The organism is Acidobacteriota bacterium, from assembly GCA_018268895.1.
Taxonomy (GTDB): Bacteria; Acidobacteriota; Terriglobia; order Terriglobales; family Acidobacteriaceae; genus Edaphobacter.
Map to the genome: position 1 here is coordinate 1,445,139 of JAFDVP010000001.1, position 17,320 is coordinate 1,462,458.

Below are 17,320 nucleotides of genomic sequence, written 5' to 3' on the forward strand. Positions count from 1 at the left end.
CAGCCACAAGGCCATTCCGCGCCTTGCAAGGAATCAGCAGCCGGAATGAAACCGTCCGAGCATACTTCCATGGTTGAATGATGTCTCCGGGATGCGGTTACTTGCGGATACCCAGTTTGCCGATGACCTCGCGATAGCGGTCGGCATCGCACTTCTTCAGGTAATCCAGCAGACGACGGCGCTTGCTCACGAGCATCAGCAGCCCGCGGCGCGATCCGTGGTCCTTCTTGTGGGCCTTGAAGTGCTCGGTCAGCTCGCCGATACGCTCGCTCAGAATCGCGATCTGAACCTCCGGGCTCCCGGTGTCTGAGTCGTGTGTGCGAAATTTCGCAATAATGTCTGTTTTCTTGGCAGGTGCTAGCACAGCTTTTGTTTACTCCTGATCTTCTTCTAATCCACTTGAGTGTTCCTAAAAGAATAGCATCGCCAGCCCCGCGTGGGCAATGGAACGACCGTTAAAGCAAAGAGATAAAAGCGCCTGAAGCGATCTGCGCTATCACCCCTTCTCCCTCCCGCTGGCGATCTCGCGCATCTCGCCAAGCCACCTCAAAAACCGCGTGGCCTGACGCTTCTCTCCCCACGCCAGCGCCCAGAAGTCCCTCAGACCCACCGTACCAGCCCACTTTCCGGAGTAAGTCTCCAGACGCCACCTCAGGTAAGGGCTACGCCATGGACGCAACCGGTGACCCTTTGCCGCACACCACAGAAACCGTATCCCCTCGATCATCTTCTTCAGTGTAACCTTGACCGGATAGAGAAGCCATGAATGCAGCGCTCGCCACACTCGACCGTGAACTAGCTGCATCGCTCAGCGGGCTCACCTCGGCACAGACCCAGTTCCGGCTCTCCAACGATCCCTCGCAATGGAGCATTCACCAGATCGCCCAGCACCTTCTGCTCACCTACCGCTCCACCATTACCGCGTTCGAGTCGCGCATCGCCAAGGGCACGCCAACGCGATCACGGCCAACGCTCAGCCAGCGCCTTGCACAGTTTGTTGTTGTCACGCTCGGGAAGATGCCGGGACGCCGCAAAGCTCCGCCGGAGGTCGCTCCAATATGGCCTGATATTGCTCTCGCCGGCGATGCTTTGGCCGAATCCGCCTCCGAAGCCCTGGCTCAACTCGACACAATCCTCGACCAGGCATCCAGCATCTTCGGCTCAATTCCCTGTCAGAGCCACTTCGCGCTCGGCCCACTCACCCCCGCCCAGTGGAGCCGCTTTCATCTCTCGCATGGCCGCCACCACATTCGTCAGATCATGGCAATCAGGCAGGCGCGCCGTTTCTAGCTCTACTCTTCTTCGGTAAGCTCGTCTTCGACTCGCAGATATCGCCTCATATATCGCAGCGGCTCCTCGGCCATTGCAAGCTCCCGCAGGTGATATCGCCAGGCATCCTCTCTCGCGCTTCGCCGCGTATAAGCCTTGCGCGTAACCGTGCCGATGCTTCCGTCCGCCATCCGCCGCTTGAAAGTCTGCGTCGGCACCTCGAAGGTCATCAGCTCGCCTGCTTTCCAGAAGTGCGCGGCAAACTCATGCGAAAACAACAGCGCGTAGTAGCGCCTTTCGACAGCAAGCGTCTCGATCGCCTTTTGCGAATCGACCCACTCCAGCCCCAGCTTCCCCACATACCACTTTCTGAACTGGAAACCATTCGTCCGAGCCTGGCCCAACAGCAACTGAAGCAACTCAAACCGTGTCATTGGAGTCCTTCAACTCAAGTATGCAAGTAAGCTGTAACAATTGCTTCGACCGCCGCGCTATGGTTCCGCGCAACGAACGTCTAACATAAGACGAGTTATACACCGACTCGACGATTGCATGATGCCGACAAGCCGCCCTGACACTTCTATCATCTCTCCGAGACCCCTCGCAGTGCTCAGCCTGCTTCTTGCGCTCGTGGCGTTCGCGGCTCCGCTCAGCGCGCAATCGAACCAGCACACCGATCCGCTCAACCTTACCCCCGAGGTCCGCGAAGCACATGTGCATTTCTACAACCTGGACTACGAGGGCGCCCTCTCCCGCTTCGAAGCCATCCAGCGCGCCAACCCGCAGAACCCCATGGCGACCAACTACGTCCTCTACACGCTCGTCTTTCGAGAGCTCTATCACCAGGACCTGCTCGACACCACCTACTACGCACACGACTCCTTCATCTTCTCCAAGCGCGACGTTCCGGTCCCCCAGGCCACACGCGACCGCATTGAGCAGCTCACCAATCAGGCCATCCAGCAGGCCGACCAGCAGATCAAAGCCAATCCCAACAACGCCAACGCCTGGTTTGCCCGCGGATACGCACGGGGCATGCACGCCTCCTTCATCACCCTTGTCGACCACAGCTATGTAGGCGCCGCGCGTCAGGGCCTCGGCTCCCGCCAGGACAGCGAACAGGCCCTCCGCATCGATCCCGACTACGCCGACGCGAAGATGGCCGTCGGCATCCAGCAGTTTGCCGTTGCCTCTCTGCCTCGCATCCTGCGCATCATGATCGGAATTACCGGCGTCACAGGGAACAAGGAGAAAGGCCTCGACCTTCTTCGCCAATGCGCGGCCAAAGGCATTGTCAATCCCATCGAGTGCCGCACCGCGCTCTCTCTCTTCCTGCGCCACGACGGACGGTATCCCGAGGCCCTCGCCGTCCAACACGGCCTTGCGGCCGAATACCCGCATGACTACCTCTTCCGGCTTGAAGAGGCCAATCTCACCAAGGACAAGGGCGACGGCCCCGGCGCTATCGCAGCCTACAAGCGCGTCCTCGATGACGCCCGCAAGCCTGGTTACTTCACCGATCCACGCCTCCAGATGACCTACTTCGGGCTCGCCGACACCCAGCGCGGCCAGAACCTTATCGCCGACGCCGCGCAGAACTACCTCAACGCCGCCGCCCAACCCAAGTGCAGCGAATGGCTCAAGCGCCGCGCCCAGCTCAACGCCGGCGAGATGTTTGACCTCCTGCATCAGCGCGACAAGGCGATCGAACAGTACAAGGAAGCCTCCGCCGGAGGCGGCGACCAGTCCCAGGCCGATACCGCCCGCAAGTATCTTAAGAGCCCCTACACCGGAAGCTGAGGCTGCTTCCCGGCCATCCATCTTTCTTTCCCACGAGAACTTCTTCCCCCTGCCCTCCGTATCACTTCCCGCAGGGCGCTGCACCGAAGTTGTGACAAAATAAAAGGCGCCTTGAGTCTCCTGGAGGACTCTATGTTCTGTACCCGTTGCGGAAATCAGTTGGAACCAACATCCCGTTTCTGCCCTGCCTGTGGCGCTCCCGTTGCTTCTGCGGTCCCCCCACAGCAACCCTTCGCAGCGCCCCATCTTATGCGCCCGCGCAATAATCGCATGATCGCCGGGGTCTGCGCCGCCTTTGCGCGTCAGTACGGATGGGATGTCACCATCGTCCGCATCATCACAGCTATCGTATGCCTCAGCGGCGCTGGCGCACTCGCTTACATCATCGCCTGGATCCTCATTCCCGAAGAGCCTTACGCCCTGCCCACCAACGGCATCTAGCCCTAGACCTCTGACAGGGATCAAACTGGCTTAAGATGATTCATGTGTCATCCTGAGCGAAGCTGGACGCGCGCGTCTCGCGTCCAACGCAGTCGAAGGACCTGCGGTTCTCCGCTGACGCCACAAAATCTCAAAGTGAGCATCCGCGTTTTGACTAAGAAAGTTGCCCTGAAGACCGCCGCAGCATCGCCTGCCGCACGCCCTTTCCTCTACCGCAACCGTTCCCTCTACTGCGACGGCATCAGCCTGACCGCGCTTGCAGATACACACGGCACCCCGCTCTACGTCTATTCGGCGCAGCAGATCTCCTACCGCTTCCAGCTCTTTCAAAAAGCCTTCGCCTCACGGCCTCACACCGTCTGCTACGCCGTCAAGGCAAACTCCTCGCTTGCGATTCTCAAGCTCCTCGGCGAGCAGGGCGCGGGGTTCGACATCGTCTCCGGCGGAGAGCTCGAGCGCGTTCGCCGCGCCCACAAGCCCGCGCTCAAACAAGTGGTCTTCTCCGGCGTTGGCAAGCAGGTCTGGGAGATCGACGCCGCGCTCAAAGCCAACATCCTCCAGTTCAATGTCGAGTCCGAGCAGGAGCTCGACCTCCTCGCCGCTAGAGCACAGGCGCTGCGCATCCGCGCCCGCTTCGCCCTCCGCGTCAACCCCGACGTCTTCGCCGAAACCCACCCCTACATCTCCACTGGCCTCAGCGAACACAAGTTCGGCATCGCTATCACCCAGGCCCGCACCATCTATCGCCGGGCTACGAAGTCCAAGTGGCTCGACGCGTCCGGCGTCAGCGTCCACATCGGCTCGCAGATCCGCAAGGTCGACCCCTTCGCTGCCGCACTCGACCGCGTCACCTCGCTCGTCGCCGACCTTCGCCGCGACGGCCACGACATCCGCTATATCGACGCCGGCGGCGGCCTCGGCATCGACTACTCCGACGCCCCCTTCGACGCCGCCCACCAGGTCGAGCGCTACGCCGCCGCACTCGCCAAAGGTCTCGCCAACGAGCATGCCCACCTGCTCCTCGAACCCGGACGCTTCCTCGTGGCGCAGGCAGGCGCGCTCCTCACACGCGTCCTCGTCACCAAGAAGAACGGCGCGAAGACCTTCGTCATCACCGACGCCGCCATGAACGACCTCATCCGCCCCGCGCTCTACCACGCGCACCACGAGATCGTTCCCGTCCGCCAGCCCTCCGGCAAGGCCACCATCACCGATAGCAAGACAGCAGAAAACAAAGTGGATGTAGTCGGCCCCGTCTGCGAGTCCGGCGACTTCTTCGCCCGCGACCGTGCGCTCCCACCGGTCAAGCCCGGCGAACTCCTGGCCCTGCTCGACGCCGGAGCCTACGGCATGACCCAGGCCTCCAACTACAACTCCCGCCCCCGCGCCGCCGAGGTCCTCATCGACGGCACAAAAGCAAAGCTGATCCGCCGCCGCGAAACCATGCGCGATCAGCTTGCACCTGAACTGCTCTAGTACCGCAAAATCCAGGTACCCTATCTGGCAGCTTCATCGCCAGATGTGGGCCTCAAGGAAGCCAGCTTAATCCACAACTGCCCAGCCGGTGCCATACTGAACGCATGTCCATCCCCTCAGGCACCCGCATCGGACACGTTCACCTCAAGGTCGCTAACCTCGACCGCGCCCTGGCCTTCTACTGCGGCGTCCTCGGCTTCGACCTGATGCAGCAGTTCGGCTCGCAGGCTGCCTTCATCTCCGCCGGAGGTTATCACCATCACATCGGCCTCAACACCTGGGAGAGCAAGGACGGCCCTCCCCCTGCCCCCGGAACGACAGGCCTCTACCATCTCGCCATCGTCTACCCCACCCGCGCAGCGCTGGCCGATGCCCTCAGAGCTTTGATCGCGCATAAAATTCCGCTCGACGGAGCCGCCGACCATGGCGTCAGCGAGGCGTTATATCTCCGTGATCCCGACCAGAATGGCGTCGAGCTTTACTGGGACCGCCCTCAAGACGCATGGCCACGCACCTCTTCAGGAGAACTCGCCATGTACACCCGTCCGCTCAACCTGCACAATCTCCTGGCGACCTCCGACAGATCCATTCCCGATCACATTCCGGAAGGGCCAAAGGATCTATAGCAATCGTTGACGCAAACCTCACTGCTCCAGAAACCCATCCCGCTAAACCGAGTATTTGGGAGATTTATGCAACTGGGTGCGGGGAGAGGCTCTCCTCCGCAACGTGCTAAAATCACAAGGTCGCATGACCCTGCGTTCTCTCGACAGGCGAAGCAAATCTCCGATTGAGGTTGTACATGTCCGGCCACTCAAAATGGGCGACAATTAAGCATAAGAAGGGCGCCCTCGACGCCAAGCGCGGCAAGATCTTTACCCGCCTGATCAAGGAAATCTCCATCGCCTCCAAGCTCGGCGGAGGCGATCCCGACGGCAATCCCCGCCTGCGCAGCGCCATCGCTGCCGCCAAGGCCGAGAACATGCCGAACGACAACATCAAGCGCGCCATCCAGCGCGGCACCGGCGAGATTGAAGGCGCCAGCTACGAAGAGATCACCTACGAGGGCTACGGCCCCGGCGGCGTTGCCATCATCGTCGACGTCCTCACTGACAATAAGAACCGCGCCGTCAGCGAGATTCGCCACGCCTTCTCGAAGAACGGCGGCAATCTCGGAGCGGAAGGCGCGGTGTCGTGGATGTTCACCACAAAGGGTGTCATCACTGTGACCAAGTCGGCAGCCAGCGAAGACAAACTTACCGAGATCGTCCTGGACGCGGGAGCGGAAGATCTCTCCGACCAGGGCGAGAACTGGGAGATCCTGACCGACCCCAAGGACTTTGAGGCTGTCTCGAACGCGATCAAGGCTGCTGGCATCGCGGCGGAGACGGCTGAGGTCACCAAGATTGCCTCGACCTACACCAAGCTCGAAGGCTCACAGGCCAACGCCATGATTCGTCTCCTCGAGACGATCGAAGACCTCGACGATACGCAAAACGTCTACTCGAACTTCGATATGGACGAGGCGCCTGTCGCAGGCTAATCGAAGCGGTCTACTACTTTCAGTGGCCGCCGGTTCCGGCGGCCTTTCTTCTGCAAACCGAAGTACGAAGTTAAGCGGAGCTAGAAAAGAGTGATTTCAACAATCCGACGCATCGCACGACCATGCACCCTGGCACTCACGCTTTTCGCGCTTCCGCAGCTCTCGTCCGCGCAGGCGAAACCGGCTTCACCGACGCCGTTCAGCTCGACGAACCGCCCTCTTGGAATCGGAGTGCTGGCGCAGGGCGGCTTTGGTGTAACTGAGGACCGCGGCAGCTATAAGTTCCTGATGCTCGGCGGTCGCGCCGGCAAGGTTCTTACCTCGAACTTCGGCCCCGGCCTGCTGCGCGGCAACTTCGAGTACGGCGTCGAGGTCTTCCCCTTCTGGCAGTCGTACACGCCAAGGTTCGAGCGCCGCATGTGCACCGCACCCGGCATCTGCTCCGCCCCATACACCGTGGGCGGGACATTTAGCGGCGTCTCGATCACACCCATTCTGCTGAAGTGGAACTTCACCGGATCGGGTCACCGCAAACTGGTTCCGTGGGCGCAGGGTGGCGGCGGCATCATCTGGACAAACCACAAGTACCCTCCCTTCGGAGGCCCGCCGTACAACGTCAACAATGATGGCCCCGCTGCCAATACCAGCGTCTGGAACTTCACTCCACAGTTCGGGATGGGGCTGCATTACTTTGTCAAACCCAACCGTTCGCTCGACTTTGGCGCCAGCGCCATTCATATCTCATCGGCATCGCTTGGAGATAAGAACCCTGGCGTAAACGCGAGCGTACAATTTTCAGTCGGCTACACCTGGTGGAAGTGATGAGAACCGCTTTCTATTCCCTATTCCCTACAACTTTTTCCCTGTCCTTATGAACTCCGCAGCCATTATCGAGTGTGTCCCCAACTTCTCTGAAGGAACGGACATCAGCAAGGTCAGCCGCATCGTCGCGGCGATGCAGGTGCCAGGCGTGAGCCTGCTCGACTGGTCGCTCGACACCGCGCACAACCGCTCTGTCGTTACGATTGCCGGTCCTCCCGAATCTGTCGTCGAATCGGCCGTATGTGGAGCGGGAAAAGCGGCTGAGCTGATCGACCTCACCAAGCAGAACGGAGTGCATCCGCGAATTGGGTCGGCTGACGTTGTTCCCTTCATCCCGGTCAGCAAGGCCTCCTTGGCAGAGTGCGCTCTGCTGGCCCGCCAGGCCGGACTTCATATATGGCGCCGCTACGGCGTGCCTGTCTATTTTTACGGTGCGGCAGCCGCACGCCCCGACCGCGTTCAGTTGGAAGATGTACGGCGGGGCCAGTTCGAGGGTCTTCGGGATGCAGTCCACAAGGACGCCTCAAGACGTCCAGATATCGGCGGGCCGGAGTTACATGAGACCGCTGGCGCCTCCGTTGTCGGCGCGCGCAGCTTTCTTATCGCCTATAACATCCATCTTCGCCGCGCGGACGTCACTGCCGCACGCGCAATTGCCCGCGACATCCGCGCTTCCAACGGAGGGCTGCATGGAGTGAAGGCCCTCGGGGTGCTCGCCAATGGACGTGCGCAGGTGACCATGAACATCACCGATTACCTCACGACGCCAATGCCAAAGGTGTATGCCCGTGCGCTGGAACTTGCCCAGCGCCATGGCGCCGAGCTTGACGATAGTGAGCTGATTGGACTGATTCCTCAGGCCGTGTATGAGCCGGAGGCGGAGTGGATCAAGCGGATACCCAACTTCGACCCGGAGCTGAAGGTGATCGAGCAGCGGCTTGAAAACCCTCTTGACTGGATAACCGGCTGAGAATGCAGCACATCCATGACCAATGGCCGCTTCGTACGTCCAAAGTGGCAGATAACGGGGCTTGCCCGTCATCGTCCAATCACGAAAGAATAGAAATGTTGAGCTAAAGATCGCTCAAGGAGCAACTTCATTGCAGATTCTCAAGCCCTTCCTCCCCATCGCGACCCTCGCTCTCTCAGCCACGCTGCTTCCGGCGGCGCAGTTGTCAAGCGATGCGAAAGCGGCTATCCCGAAGGATATCCAGCAGATTATTGTTGTCGACTATCGCGCCATGCAGAACTCCCCGGCTGCTATGGAGTTGAAAGACCGCGTGCTGCCGCCTGAGCTCAAGCGTCTCGAAACCGCATTAAAGACCTCGGGGCTCAAGGTTGACCAGGACGCCGATGTCCTCACCTTTGCCGCCTTCCGTGAAGGAACGCAGGGTACGCGTATCGTTGGCGTCGCCCAGGGTCAGTTTCACACTCGCGAGATCATGGCGAACTTCGTGAAGAGCAAGACCAAGCCAGTGGCTCTACGCAACAACAACATCTACCCGATGGGCCAGAATGGCATGAGCGTCGCCTTCCTGAACCAGACGACGATGGTCTTCGGCGATCGCGAAGCTGTAAAAGCCGCGCTCGATGCTCGCGACGGTCTTGCGCAGAACTTCCTCGCCAATGGCGATATGACCAACGAGATGCTCGCGGTCGAACAGCGTGCCGTCTGGAGCCTGCTCGACCAGAAAGGCACGCAGACGATGATGCGCTCCGTGCTTGGCGAAGCAGCGCAGTTGGCCGACTATGACACGGTCCGCAACCGGATGAAGAGCTCCCGCTACACGATGGACTTCCAGAACGGCGTGAAGTTCGACATGGCCGTCGTAATGAGCGACACGATGACAGCAGCGACCACCGCAACGCTGCTCAAGGGAGTCTCTCTACTGAAGAAGACGCAGGGTAACCCGTTGGAGAAATCAGCCCTCGACAATACGACGATCGATTCGAACTCGGGCACGTTGACGGTCTCCTACTCCTCTTCAGACGGCCAATTTGCCAGCCTATTGAGCTCTCCGCTCTTTCAATCAGTCGTCAAGTAAAGTAGCAACAAGCTAAGCAGGACTAAAAGAGGCAACTCGGATGAGCTGCCTCTTTTAACGTTCACCCGCTTGAAACAACTAGGCTGCCTGCAACAGCGGAACGACCCGCGCCTTCACCTGATCGGCGGTGAAAGGTTTGCAGATATAGCCTTGTGCTCCGGCAGCGATTGCCCGGAGCACAAAGGGTTCGCTTCCCTCTGTCGTAATCATGACCACCGGAACTCCCGTTGCAAGTTTTTGATCGCGCTTGGCCTCAAGGAACTGGAGGCCATCCATGACCGGCATATTGATGTCGCTGATAATGAGACCTATCTTCGTGGCGCTTCCCGTGTCGGCACGAAGCGCCTCCAGCGCCTCTTCGCCGTTCGAGGCCTGAACGACATCGCTCAGCTCGAGACCTGCCTGACGTAACGCCCGTTCAATCACCTTACGCATGACCGCTGAATCATCGATAATTAACGCTCGCACCTGCCCTCCACAATCGTCGCTCTCTGCGGTCTATCGGCTGCCCGGAAGATTTTCTTTAATCAGGGAAACTAAGGCGGTTTTCATATTGGTCTAGTGCTTCTCATCGTCAACGCGTGCGCAGTTACAAGCAAAATACCGGGATTCTTCGCCTGCGGCTCAGTTATGACGACGTCTTCTGCCAAGCACAGCAATCAGAAAACGCCTCTAAGTTTCCTCTAAGCGAACCTGCCGCTACTTTGGCCCGCGGCTTGCTTTAGACCACGGCATGGACAGTGGACTCTACGCGGCATATACGGGATTGGCGACACGTACGCAGGCGCTCGATACGGCGGCCAATAACATTGCCAATTCGGGAACGAATGGCTTTCGCGCGCAACGCGACTACTTTCGCGGGGTGCTCGTCGAAGGTCTCGGCTACGACTCGCTCGCACAGTCGCAGGTCGGACAGACAGTCAATAACTTCGGCATTCTTGGCGGCAACACGCTGGACATGGGACAGGGGCAGTTGGCGGCGACTGGAAACCCTCTCGATCTTGCCATCCAAGGTCAGGGATTCTTCGCTATTCAGACCGCCAATGGCATTCGATATACACGCGACGGCGCATTTCAGCGTTCTTCTGCCGGCGTGCTTCAAACCGCACAGGACGAGCCTGTGCTCGATATCAAGCAGAAGCCGATCACCATTCCGAGTGGAGAGATTCACATCTCACCTGATGGCAGCGTCTCAGTCTCCAATCAGGACGGGAGTGCCCTCGTCGCCCGGGTTGGAATCTTCGATTTTACAAATCGCTATGCGTTGACCGCTGAAGGCGTCAATCGCTTTACCGCCGGTGACTCAAAACCTATTGCCGCGAGTGCGTCCATTCAACAAGGCGCCGTCGAAGGAGCCAACCAGGACGCGATTCACGGAACGATGCAGCTTGTCCTGGTGCAGCGGCAGGCAGAGATGATGCAAAAGGCATTGAGCGTCTTCAACAACGACTTTGACAAGACCGCTGCCGAAGACCTGCCAAGAGTCTGAAGCAGACCCTCAGGATCGATAGCGAACTTCATTTTCGAACAGGAGAGCAATCATGATTCGAGCTTTATATACAGCAGCCAGCGGCATGAGCGCGCAGCAGTCCAACCTCGATACTGTGGCCAACAACCTTGCCAACTCCGCGACAGCGGGTTTTCGGAGGCGCCGGCTTCAGTTCGAAGACATGATCTACCAGAACATGATTACCCCGGGTTCGCCCGAGAGCCAGCAGACGACAGCCGCGGGATTGCAGATTGGACTGGGTACGCGTTCTGCTGCAACCGAGATGGTGATGACACAGGGCGATTTCAACCAGACCGGCAACAACCTCGATCTCGCCATTCAAGGCGGTGGCTTCTTCCAGGTGACGCGGCCCGATGGGACGATCGCTTACACGCGCGCCGGAAATTTTCATCGCAACAACCAGGGGACCATCGTCACAACAGAAGGCGACACCGTGCTGCCTTCGATCACGATTCCCTCGAATGCGACCGACATCACCATCTCGCAGTATGGTGTCGTCTCGGCAAAGATTCCGGGCCAGACTACCCCCGCTCAACTCGGCACCATTCAACTCGCTACTTTTGCCAATCCCGGCGGATTGAACTCAGTCGGCGGCAACCTGTTTGAGCAGACGCAATCGTCAGGAAATGCGATCACCGATGTCCCCGGTGGAAGCACCGGCATGGGAACGCTCCAGCAAGGATATCTCGAAAACTCAAATGTCGATGTGGTCGCGGAGTTCGTTCAGATGATCCTGGCGCAGCGCGCGTATGAGAGCAATTCCAAGGTCGTTCATGTAGCCGACGACATGTATTCGCAGATCAATAATATGGTTCGCTAGTGACTGCGGAGGATTGAAATGCGAATCACCTCATTGCCTTCGAGACTCTTGCTTCTCGCCGCCGGACTTCTTGCGGCGAGTGCGGTTGCAGCTTTACCGTTGCATTCCAGCTGTCGCGCGACGCCTGAAGAGGCCCTCAAGCCGTCGTCAACGCATACCGATGAGCCCGCTCAAGGCTTTCGCGTAGCAAACATACGCTGGGACCCATACCTGCAACAGCAGTGGGCCATCGTCGTCTCATGCACCCATCCCGAGCTGCCACCATTGGCCCTCAAAGTCCCCAACAGATATGCAAGCGTAATCAAGCTCTCACCACCTGCTGTTCGCAATGGAGATGTCGTTCGCGCATGGAGCCAGGATCCCTTTGTCCGGATTGAGGTGACTGGTGTAGCCGAAGGAAGCGCAGCAATAGGAGACCGCATCCGGATACGCACGATACGCTCACTATCAAGCAGCGATGGGCTTGTGGTTTCCGATAGCTCCGAGACGCTGTTCGGCATCGTACGCGGGCCCCACAACGTGGAGATCGAACCATGAAACGCTCAACCCAGAGGCTGACTCGCAGACGGTTCCTTGAGCAGTGGCCGGGTTCTAACGAACCAGCTATGTCCAATCCCCTGCCTGAACCACCTTCATATGATTTTGTGCTTTATCGCTTTGCCATAACAACCGCGCTTGTCTTACTGCTCTCCCTATTTGCAACGATCAAGAGCTATCCGCAAGGCTCTGGCAGCAAGAACCCTTTGCGCCAAAAGCCAAGTCCGGCCGCCACTTCGCTTGAGAACTACCTTGAAAGAGTGCGGACGTACAACTCTGCGCAGCCCGCGCCGGGATCGATTTGGATGGATAGCGGGCGCCTTACGAGAATGATGACCGACGTTCGTGCGATGCGTCCGCACGATCTGATCTCTGTCGTTGTCTCGGAGAACCTGGCGGCTTCGACGGATGGAACTGTGAAGAATTCGCGTGCATCGAACGCAAACTCCCAGGTGTCGAGCCTCTTCGGAGCGCTGCATGCCGGCAATACCCTTCAGAACCTTGTCAATCAAAGTTCTGCCGCAGGTCTCGATGCCCAGGGCACGAGTGCCACAAATTCCAGCCTAAGCACCACCCTTGGAGGGCAGGTCATTGAAGTTCTCCCAAACGGGATGCTGGTCATTGAAGCAGCACGGCAGGTCGAGTTCAGCCAGCAGACCCAGACGATCGTGTTACGTGGAATCGTGCGACCAGAGGACATCTCGCAGCAGAACCAAATCCTGTCAACCGCCATATCGAGCCTTGAGCTGGAGGTTCGCGGCAAAGGCATCATCACCGATTACACGCATCGGCCGAATGTCCTGATACGGCTCTTGCAGCGCGCACTGATCTTCTAGGCATGGGCGGCGATTATATGAACCAATCAGCACTTACTTCCGGAAAGGCAGCCTGGGCGATCTCTATCGCACTTTTAATATGTGGGCTCGCAGACACAGCGTCCTTTGCATCTGACGGGACCGCGTCGGCTACGCGGCAGGCGCGGGTGAAGGACATTGCAAGCATCGAAGGGATACGCGACAACCAACTGGTCGGCTACGGGATTGTCGTTGGACTGCAAGGCACCGGGGACAGCCAGCAGACCGCGTTTCCCACTCAGACGCTCGCCTCTACCTTACTGCGCATGGGCGTGAGCGTCCCGGCATCAGCGATTCGAGTCCAGAATCTGGCGGCAGTCTTCGTTTCAGCTACGTTACCTCCCTTCTCACGCTCGGGCACGAAACTTGATATCACGGTCTCCTCTGCCGGCGATGCACGAAGTCTTGAGGGCGGCCTGTTGTTGATGACTCCCCTTTACGGCGCCGACGGCAAGATCTACGCACAGGCGCAGGGTCCTCTCGTTGTTGGCGGATACTCGGTGGGTGCAAACGGAAACCTTAAACAGGTCAACCACCCCAATACCGCCCGTGTCCCATATGGTGCGATCGTCGAACGCGCGGTTCCGCTGGACTTTGCTGGACAAAGTCAGTTTTCCTTGCTGCTGAACGATGCCGATTTTCGCAGCGCGGAGGCCACCGCAGGAGCGATCAATCACACACTCGGCCGCAGTGCCGCACACGTGGTCGACAGCCGAAGAATCACTCTCGCAGCCGGCCCAGGCGAAGAGGTGCCCGCATTCCTCGCTGAGGTCGAATCGGTCGAGGTCCAGGTCTATCCTCGGGCCAAGGTGATCGTCAACGAACGAACCGGTACAGTCGTGATTGGCGGGACAGTTGTTCTGCAGCCAGTGTCGATCCTGCATGGCGGCCTCGCCGTCAACATCGTCAGCGAGTTTCAGGTCTCACAGCCCAATGCCTTTGGTCGAGGAGACACAAAGGTCGTGCGCCAGACGAGCGTGGATGCGCTGGACAAACCAGTAAACCGAATCGAATTGAAGCAGGGCGCAACCGTGGACGATCTGGTCCGCAGTCTGCAAACAATTGGAGCATCGGCACGCGACGTTATCTCGATTCTGCAAGCAATGAAATCGGCCGGTGCACTTGAGGCGGAGATCGAAGTTCAATGACAATCACTCTGGATGGCATCAATAGAAGTGCGCCACAAATGGACGTAGAGAAGCGCTCGAAGCTGACCGATGCGGCACAGCAATTTGAAGCAATGATGTTGCAGGAATTACTGAAGCCGATGCGCTCAAGTGAAGACGATCTGAGCGGGGAGAAGAGCGAGGATAGTTCGTTTGATACGATTGCCAGCTTTGGAACAGAGTCCGTTGCCAAAGCTATCTCAAAGAGTGGCGGCGTGGGCATTGCGAGGCAGATTATTCAGCAACTCTCGCAAGAAAATCCCGGTGAAAACACTCTTCCTTCGGTGAAAACGGAGTCGAGTACTAAAGTTTCCCAAACTCGCGCCGATAAGCTCAAGTAGACGGAGGACAACAATGAGTTTTGGGGATGGAATAGGCGATCTGAAGCGGGCCCTGAGCGCGATCATTCCGGCAACAACGCCGCAGGCGGTGGGACGCGTAGAGGATACTGCCCATGGAGAGCTGAGGCTACCTGAATCACAGCTTGATGCTGCCAACCTAAGCAAGGCTGGCGGATTGGTCGCGCAGGTCTTTGGCGGCTCCGATGTACGGACCGACAAAGTTGCGGCGTTACAGCAAGCCATTGCCGACGGTACCTACAACGTGCCGTCTGCAGAAGTTGCGGGAAAGATTATTCAATCGCTTCTCGATTGAGCTGACTGATTTTCGTTAAGCGAAGGAGTGATCCATGGGCACAGTGAACTCATTGATGGACCTTGCCAGGCAGACGCTGATGGCCGACCAGGCGGCATTGGGAGTTATCTCAAACAACGTCGCCAACCAGAATACCCCCGGCTACACACGGCAGGTAGTCAACTGGCAGACGCGGGACAGCGTCACCATTGGAACCTACACTGTAGGTGAGGGCGTCGCCGTGAGCTCACAGGGGGTCTCGCAGCGCGATCGCATTCTTGAACAACGTGTTCAACAGCAGACACAAGCGCAATCGCAGAGTGAGGCGCTCAGCTCAGCCTTGAACCAGATTCAGAACATCTTTGGCCTCAGCTCAACGTCGAGCTCAGCCAGCACGACTGCGGTTGGCTCAGCGATGGACTCGTTTTTTGGCTCATTATCCTCTCTGACGGCAAACCCATCTGATGTGACGACTAGGCAAGCTGTCCTGTCAGCAGCAAAAAGCCTGACCGATGCTTTCAACTCGGCGTCGAATCAGATTGCACAGGTATCAAACGATCTAGACAAGCAGGCCGCCGGATATGTCGACCGCATTAATACGCTTACATCGACTATCGCGGCGCTGAACAAACAGATTGGCGGCACATCACCTGACAGCGATGCTGGAGTGCTTGAAGACCAGCGACAGCAAGCGATTGCAGAACTGTCGCAGTATATCGGCCTGAACCAGATCACGAACGAAGCCAATGGAATTACTCTAACCACAACTAATGGCGCTGTACTTGTCAGCGGCGATCGATCCTATGCAATGAGCACGGCGCAGGTTGCCGGAGTTACCCATCTCCTTGCTGGTCCATCAAGCCAGAACGTCACCGCAGGGCTTACTGGAGGAGTGCTTGGCGGCGTACTGGCAGCACGCGATCAGCAGATACCGGCCTTTCAGAGCGCTCTCGACAACCTCGCCTATTCGTTGGGGGCAAAGATCAATCAGGTGAACGCGCAGGGCCTCGACGGCAATGGCAACCCTGGTCAGGCTCTTTTTACCTTACCTGCCTCGACGGCCGACGCTGCAGGACTGATTGGTCTCGCCACATCTGATCCTCAAGCGATTGCAGCTGCTGCCATAGGAGAAGGCGCAACGGGCAACAGTAACGCGGTGCTGCTGGCGCAGATGTCGGGAGCGGCCTTAGTTGCCGGACAAACCGCATCCGGCTTTTTCGCTTCTCTGCTGGCGCGGATTGGAAGCGCTGCATCGGGAGCTGCGACAGACAACGCCGCACAACAGACGATGTTGACACAACTGACATCGCAGCGGAATGCACTGTCCGGTGTCTCACTCGATGAAGAGGCCGCGAACCTGACAAGCTATCAGCGCGCGTACCAGGCCGCCGCGAAGGTCTTTTCTATTGCCGATGAAATCATGTCAAGTGCGCTCAATCTTGGAGTAAACACATCGGTTTCGTAGCAGAGACATTCATCACACATCGGAAAAGAGCGTGCAATGCGGGCAGATCCCAACTACATCAACAGCCTTACACAGTCGCTGAACAATGCAGGGCTTACGGCGAACAGTCTCTCCAGCCAGCTTTCGAGCGGGCTACGCGTTGAATCTCTCTCCGACGATCCATCGGCTGCTGCACAGAGCGTGCAGATGGGCAGCCAGATTGCAAAGATCGACACGTTCATACAGACCGCTTCGAACGAGACCTCGATGCTCCAGGTAACGGACTCGACTCTGGGAGAAGTCGTTGCGCAGCTTACCTCGGCGATCGCTCTTGCTGTGCAGGCAGCGAACGGAACCTTGAATGCTGCGAATCTCCAGGCAAGTCTGCAACAGGCGACAGGAATCCGCGACCAGATACTGGCCTTGAGCAACACCAGTTACCAGGGGCGCTACCTGTTTGCTGGAAGCCAGGGCGCAACAGCCCCATTTTCGCTGGATACGACAACCTCTCCAGCAACAGCCAACTATGCCGGCGACACGAATGTGCAGTTTATTGAGACTCCCGGGGGGCAAAAGATTCAGATGAATCTGCCAGGATCGTCGATCTTTGGCTCGGGGGCAACAGGTATTCTGACCGCTTTGAATCAACTTATCGACCACCTCTCCAGTGGCGCGTCTTCGACCTCTATCGCGGCGGACAGCACTACTCTCAACGCAGCGTTGACTACAGTCTCCACTCAACGTTCCATACTTAACAGCTCGCTGAGCACGCTGAAATCAACAAGCGCGTATGCGCAGACACAGGAAGCACAGATGAAAGCGCAGCAGAGCTCACTGGTAGCCGCCGATCCGGCTTCCGTCGCGACACAGTTGAAGTCGAACCAGACGCAATATCAGGCACTGCTGGGTGTGATAAGTACGCTCAACAAGGTCAACCTCTTCGACTATCTGAAGTGAAGG

Annotated in this window: 21 protein-coding genes; 18 read left to right on the forward strand and 3 right to left on the reverse strand. The window is 58.3% G+C overall.

The genetic code is table 11. The features are described from left to right. Positions 1 to 97 precede the first annotated feature (97 nt). On the reverse strand, positions 98 to 364 hold the full coding sequence (gene rpsO / locus JSS95_06180) for a 30S ribosomal protein S15 (GenBank protein ID MBS1799397.1): 267 nt from the start codon (positions 362 to 364) through the stop codon (positions 98 to 100). Positions 365 to 762: 398 nt separating this feature from the next. On the opposite strand from rpsO, the gene JSS95_06185 reads away from it, so the two are divergent. After that, positions 763 to 1,290: a DinB family protein gene (locus JSS95_06185; GenBank protein ID MBS1799398.1), complete on the forward strand. Its 528-nt coding sequence runs from the start codon at positions 763 to 765 to the stop codon at positions 1,288 to 1,290. Positions 1,291 to 1,292: 2 nt separating this feature from the next. Here JSS95_06185 and JSS95_06190 read toward each other — a convergent pair whose 3' ends face one another. Continuing rightward, on the reverse strand, positions 1,293 to 1,703 hold the full coding sequence (locus JSS95_06190; protein MBS1799399.1) for a hypothetical protein: 411 nt from the start codon (positions 1,701 to 1,703) through the stop codon (positions 1,293 to 1,295). A 121-nt stretch (positions 1,704 to 1,824) separates the two neighbouring features. On the opposite strand from JSS95_06190, the gene JSS95_06195 reads away from it, so the two are divergent. From JSS95_06195 to JSS95_06230, 8 genes are all read left to right on the forward strand, one after another. Next, a complete protein-coding gene (locus tag JSS95_06195) occupies positions 1,825 to 3,069 on the forward strand; it encodes a hypothetical protein (GenBank protein ID MBS1799400.1) in 1,245 nt (414 codons plus the stop codon). Between the two features lie 132 nt (positions 3,070 to 3,201). Then, positions 3,202 to 3,510, forward strand: a complete 309-nt coding sequence (locus JSS95_06200) for a PspC domain-containing protein (GenBank protein MBS1799401.1) — start codon at positions 3,202 to 3,204, stop codon at positions 3,508 to 3,510. A 42-nt stretch (positions 3,511 to 3,552) separates the two neighbouring features. Next, positions 3,553 to 4,986, forward strand: a complete 1,434-nt coding sequence (gene lysA, locus JSS95_06205) for a diaminopimelate decarboxylase (protein ID MBS1799402.1) — start codon at positions 3,553 to 3,555, stop codon at positions 4,984 to 4,986. Between the two features lie 104 nt (positions 4,987 to 5,090). After that, positions 5,091 to 5,612: a VOC family protein gene (locus JSS95_06210; protein MBS1799403.1), complete on the forward strand. Its 522-nt coding sequence runs from the start codon at positions 5,091 to 5,093 to the stop codon at positions 5,610 to 5,612. A gap of 176 nt (positions 5,613 to 5,788) precedes the next feature. Then, complete coding sequence (locus JSS95_06215; protein MBS1799404.1) at positions 5,789 to 6,529, forward strand: YebC/PmpR family DNA-binding transcriptional regulator; 741 nt, start codon at positions 5,789 to 5,791, stop codon at positions 6,527 to 6,529. Between the two features lie 288 nt (positions 6,530 to 6,817). Beyond that, positions 6,818 to 7,351, forward strand: a complete 534-nt coding sequence (locus JSS95_06220; GenBank protein MBS1799405.1) for an acyloxyacyl hydrolase — start codon at positions 6,818 to 6,820, stop codon at positions 7,349 to 7,351. A gap of 49 nt (positions 7,352 to 7,400) precedes the next feature. Further along, a complete protein-coding gene (ftcD, locus tag JSS95_06225) occupies positions 7,401 to 8,321 on the forward strand; it encodes a glutamate formimidoyltransferase (protein MBS1799406.1) in 921 nt (306 codons plus the stop codon). Between the two features lie 130 nt (positions 8,322 to 8,451). After that, positions 8,452 to 9,396: a hypothetical protein gene (locus JSS95_06230; GenBank protein MBS1799407.1), complete on the forward strand. Its 945-nt coding sequence runs from the start codon at positions 8,452 to 8,454 to the stop codon at positions 9,394 to 9,396. 78 nt (positions 9,397 to 9,474) lie between these two features. Here the strand turns inward: JSS95_06230 and JSS95_06235 are convergent, their stop codons facing one another. Next, positions 9,475 to 9,864 (reverse strand): response regulator, encoded by a 390-nt coding sequence (locus JSS95_06235; protein ID MBS1799408.1) that lies wholly within the window; start codon positions 9,862 to 9,864, stop codon positions 9,475 to 9,477. Positions 9,865 to 10,129: 265 nt separating this feature from the next. Between JSS95_06235 and JSS95_06240 the strand changes: the two genes are divergently transcribed. The 9 genes from JSS95_06240 (at position 10,130) to flgL (ending at position 17,317) form a co-directional block, all read left to right on the forward strand. Beyond that, positions 10,130 to 10,885: a flagellar hook basal-body protein gene (locus tag JSS95_06240; GenBank protein MBS1799409.1), complete on the forward strand. Its 756-nt coding sequence runs from the start codon at positions 10,130 to 10,132 to the stop codon at positions 10,883 to 10,885. A 52-nt stretch (positions 10,886 to 10,937) separates the two neighbouring features. Next, a complete protein-coding gene (flgG, locus tag JSS95_06245; protein MBS1799410.1) occupies positions 10,938 to 11,726 on the forward strand; it encodes a flagellar basal-body rod protein FlgG in 789 nt (262 codons plus the stop codon). An 18-nt stretch (positions 11,727 to 11,744) separates the two neighbouring features. Continuing rightward, positions 11,745 to 12,263, forward strand: a complete 519-nt coding sequence (locus JSS95_06250) for a flagella basal body P-ring formation protein FlgA (protein MBS1799411.1) — start codon at positions 11,745 to 11,747, stop codon at positions 12,261 to 12,263. Positions 12,264 to 12,331: 68 nt separating this feature from the next. Next, complete coding sequence (locus tag JSS95_06255) at positions 12,332 to 13,099, forward strand: flagellar basal body L-ring protein FlgH (GenBank protein MBS1799412.1); 768 nt, start codon at positions 12,332 to 12,334, stop codon at positions 13,097 to 13,099. A 17-nt stretch (positions 13,100 to 13,116) separates the two neighbouring features. Further along, a complete protein-coding gene (locus tag JSS95_06260; GenBank protein MBS1799413.1) occupies positions 13,117 to 14,265 on the forward strand; it encodes a flagellar basal body P-ring protein FlgI in 1,149 nt (382 codons plus the stop codon). Next, positions 14,262 to 14,624 carry a hypothetical protein gene (locus JSS95_06265; protein ID MBS1799414.1) on the forward strand — a complete coding sequence of 121 codons (363 nt, stop codon included), beginning with the start codon at positions 14,262 to 14,264 and terminating at the stop codon, positions 14,622 to 14,624. The genes JSS95_06260 and JSS95_06265 overlap by 4 nt, the downstream gene beginning before the upstream one ends. A gap of 13 nt (positions 14,625 to 14,637) precedes the next feature. Then, positions 14,638 to 14,937, forward strand: coding sequence for a flagellar biosynthesis anti-sigma factor FlgM (locus JSS95_06270; protein MBS1799415.1), 300 nt, complete (start codon positions 14,638 to 14,640; stop codon positions 14,935 to 14,937). A gap of 34 nt (positions 14,938 to 14,971) precedes the next feature. Continuing rightward, positions 14,972 to 16,381, forward strand: a complete 1,410-nt coding sequence (gene flgK, locus JSS95_06275) for a flagellar hook-associated protein FlgK (protein MBS1799416.1) — start codon at positions 14,972 to 14,974, stop codon at positions 16,379 to 16,381. Between the two features lie 36 nt (positions 16,382 to 16,417). Further along, complete coding sequence (gene flgL, locus JSS95_06280; protein ID MBS1799417.1) at positions 16,418 to 17,317, forward strand: flagellar hook-associated protein FlgL; 900 nt, start codon at positions 16,418 to 16,420, stop codon at positions 17,315 to 17,317. Positions 17,318 to 17,320: the final 3 nt, after the last annotated feature.

Excerpts from the sequence above, each read along its gene's own strand:
- flgK (MBS1799416.1), top strand. The coding sequence starts at position 14,972 with ATGGGCACAGTGAACTCATTGATGGACCTTGCCAGGCAGACGCTGATG.
- JSS95_06265 (MBS1799414.1), top strand. The coding sequence starts at position 14,262 with ATGACAATCACTCTGGATGGCATCAATAGAAGTGCGCCACAAATGGAC.
- JSS95_06240 (MBS1799409.1), top strand. The coding sequence starts at position 10,130 with ATGGACAGTGGACTCTACGCGGCATATACGGGATTGGCGACACGTACG.
- JSS95_06185 (MBS1799398.1), top strand. The coding sequence starts at position 763 with ATGAATGCAGCGCTCGCCACACTCGACCGTGAACTAGCTGCATCGCTC.
- flgG (MBS1799410.1), top strand. The coding sequence starts at position 10,938 with ATGATTCGAGCTTTATATACAGCAGCCAGCGGCATGAGCGCGCAGCAG.
- JSS95_06190 (MBS1799399.1), bottom strand. The coding sequence starts at position 1,703 with ATGACACGGTTTGAGTTGCTTCAGTTGCTGTTGGGCCAGGCTCGGACG.
- JSS95_06260 (MBS1799413.1), top strand. The coding sequence starts at position 13,117 with ATGAACCAATCAGCACTTACTTCCGGAAAGGCAGCCTGGGCGATCTCT.
- JSS95_06220 (MBS1799405.1), top strand. The coding sequence starts at position 6,818 with ATGCTCGGCGGTCGCGCCGGCAAGGTTCTTACCTCGAACTTCGGCCCC.
- JSS95_06250 (MBS1799411.1), top strand. The coding sequence starts at position 11,745 with ATGCGAATCACCTCATTGCCTTCGAGACTCTTGCTTCTCGCCGCCGGA.
- JSS95_06200 (MBS1799401.1), top strand. The coding sequence starts at position 3,202 with ATGTTCTGTACCCGTTGCGGAAATCAGTTGGAACCAACATCCCGTTTC.
- JSS95_06255 (MBS1799412.1), top strand. The coding sequence starts at position 12,332 with ATGTCCAATCCCCTGCCTGAACCACCTTCATATGATTTTGTGCTTTAT.
- flgL (MBS1799417.1), top strand. The coding sequence starts at position 16,418 with ATGCGGGCAGATCCCAACTACATCAACAGCCTTACACAGTCGCTGAAC.
- JSS95_06270 (MBS1799415.1), top strand. The coding sequence starts at position 14,638 with ATGAGTTTTGGGGATGGAATAGGCGATCTGAAGCGGGCCCTGAGCGCG.
- lysA (MBS1799402.1), top strand. The coding sequence starts at position 3,553 with ATGTGTCATCCTGAGCGAAGCTGGACGCGCGCGTCTCGCGTCCAACGC.
- JSS95_06210 (MBS1799403.1), top strand. The coding sequence starts at position 5,091 with ATGTCCATCCCCTCAGGCACCCGCATCGGACACGTTCACCTCAAGGTC.
- JSS95_06195 (MBS1799400.1), top strand. The coding sequence starts at position 1,825 with ATGCCGACAAGCCGCCCTGACACTTCTATCATCTCTCCGAGACCCCTC.
- JSS95_06215 (MBS1799404.1), top strand. The coding sequence starts at position 5,789 with ATGTCCGGCCACTCAAAATGGGCGACAATTAAGCATAAGAAGGGCGCC.
- ftcD (MBS1799406.1), top strand. The coding sequence starts at position 7,401 with ATGAACTCCGCAGCCATTATCGAGTGTGTCCCCAACTTCTCTGAAGGA.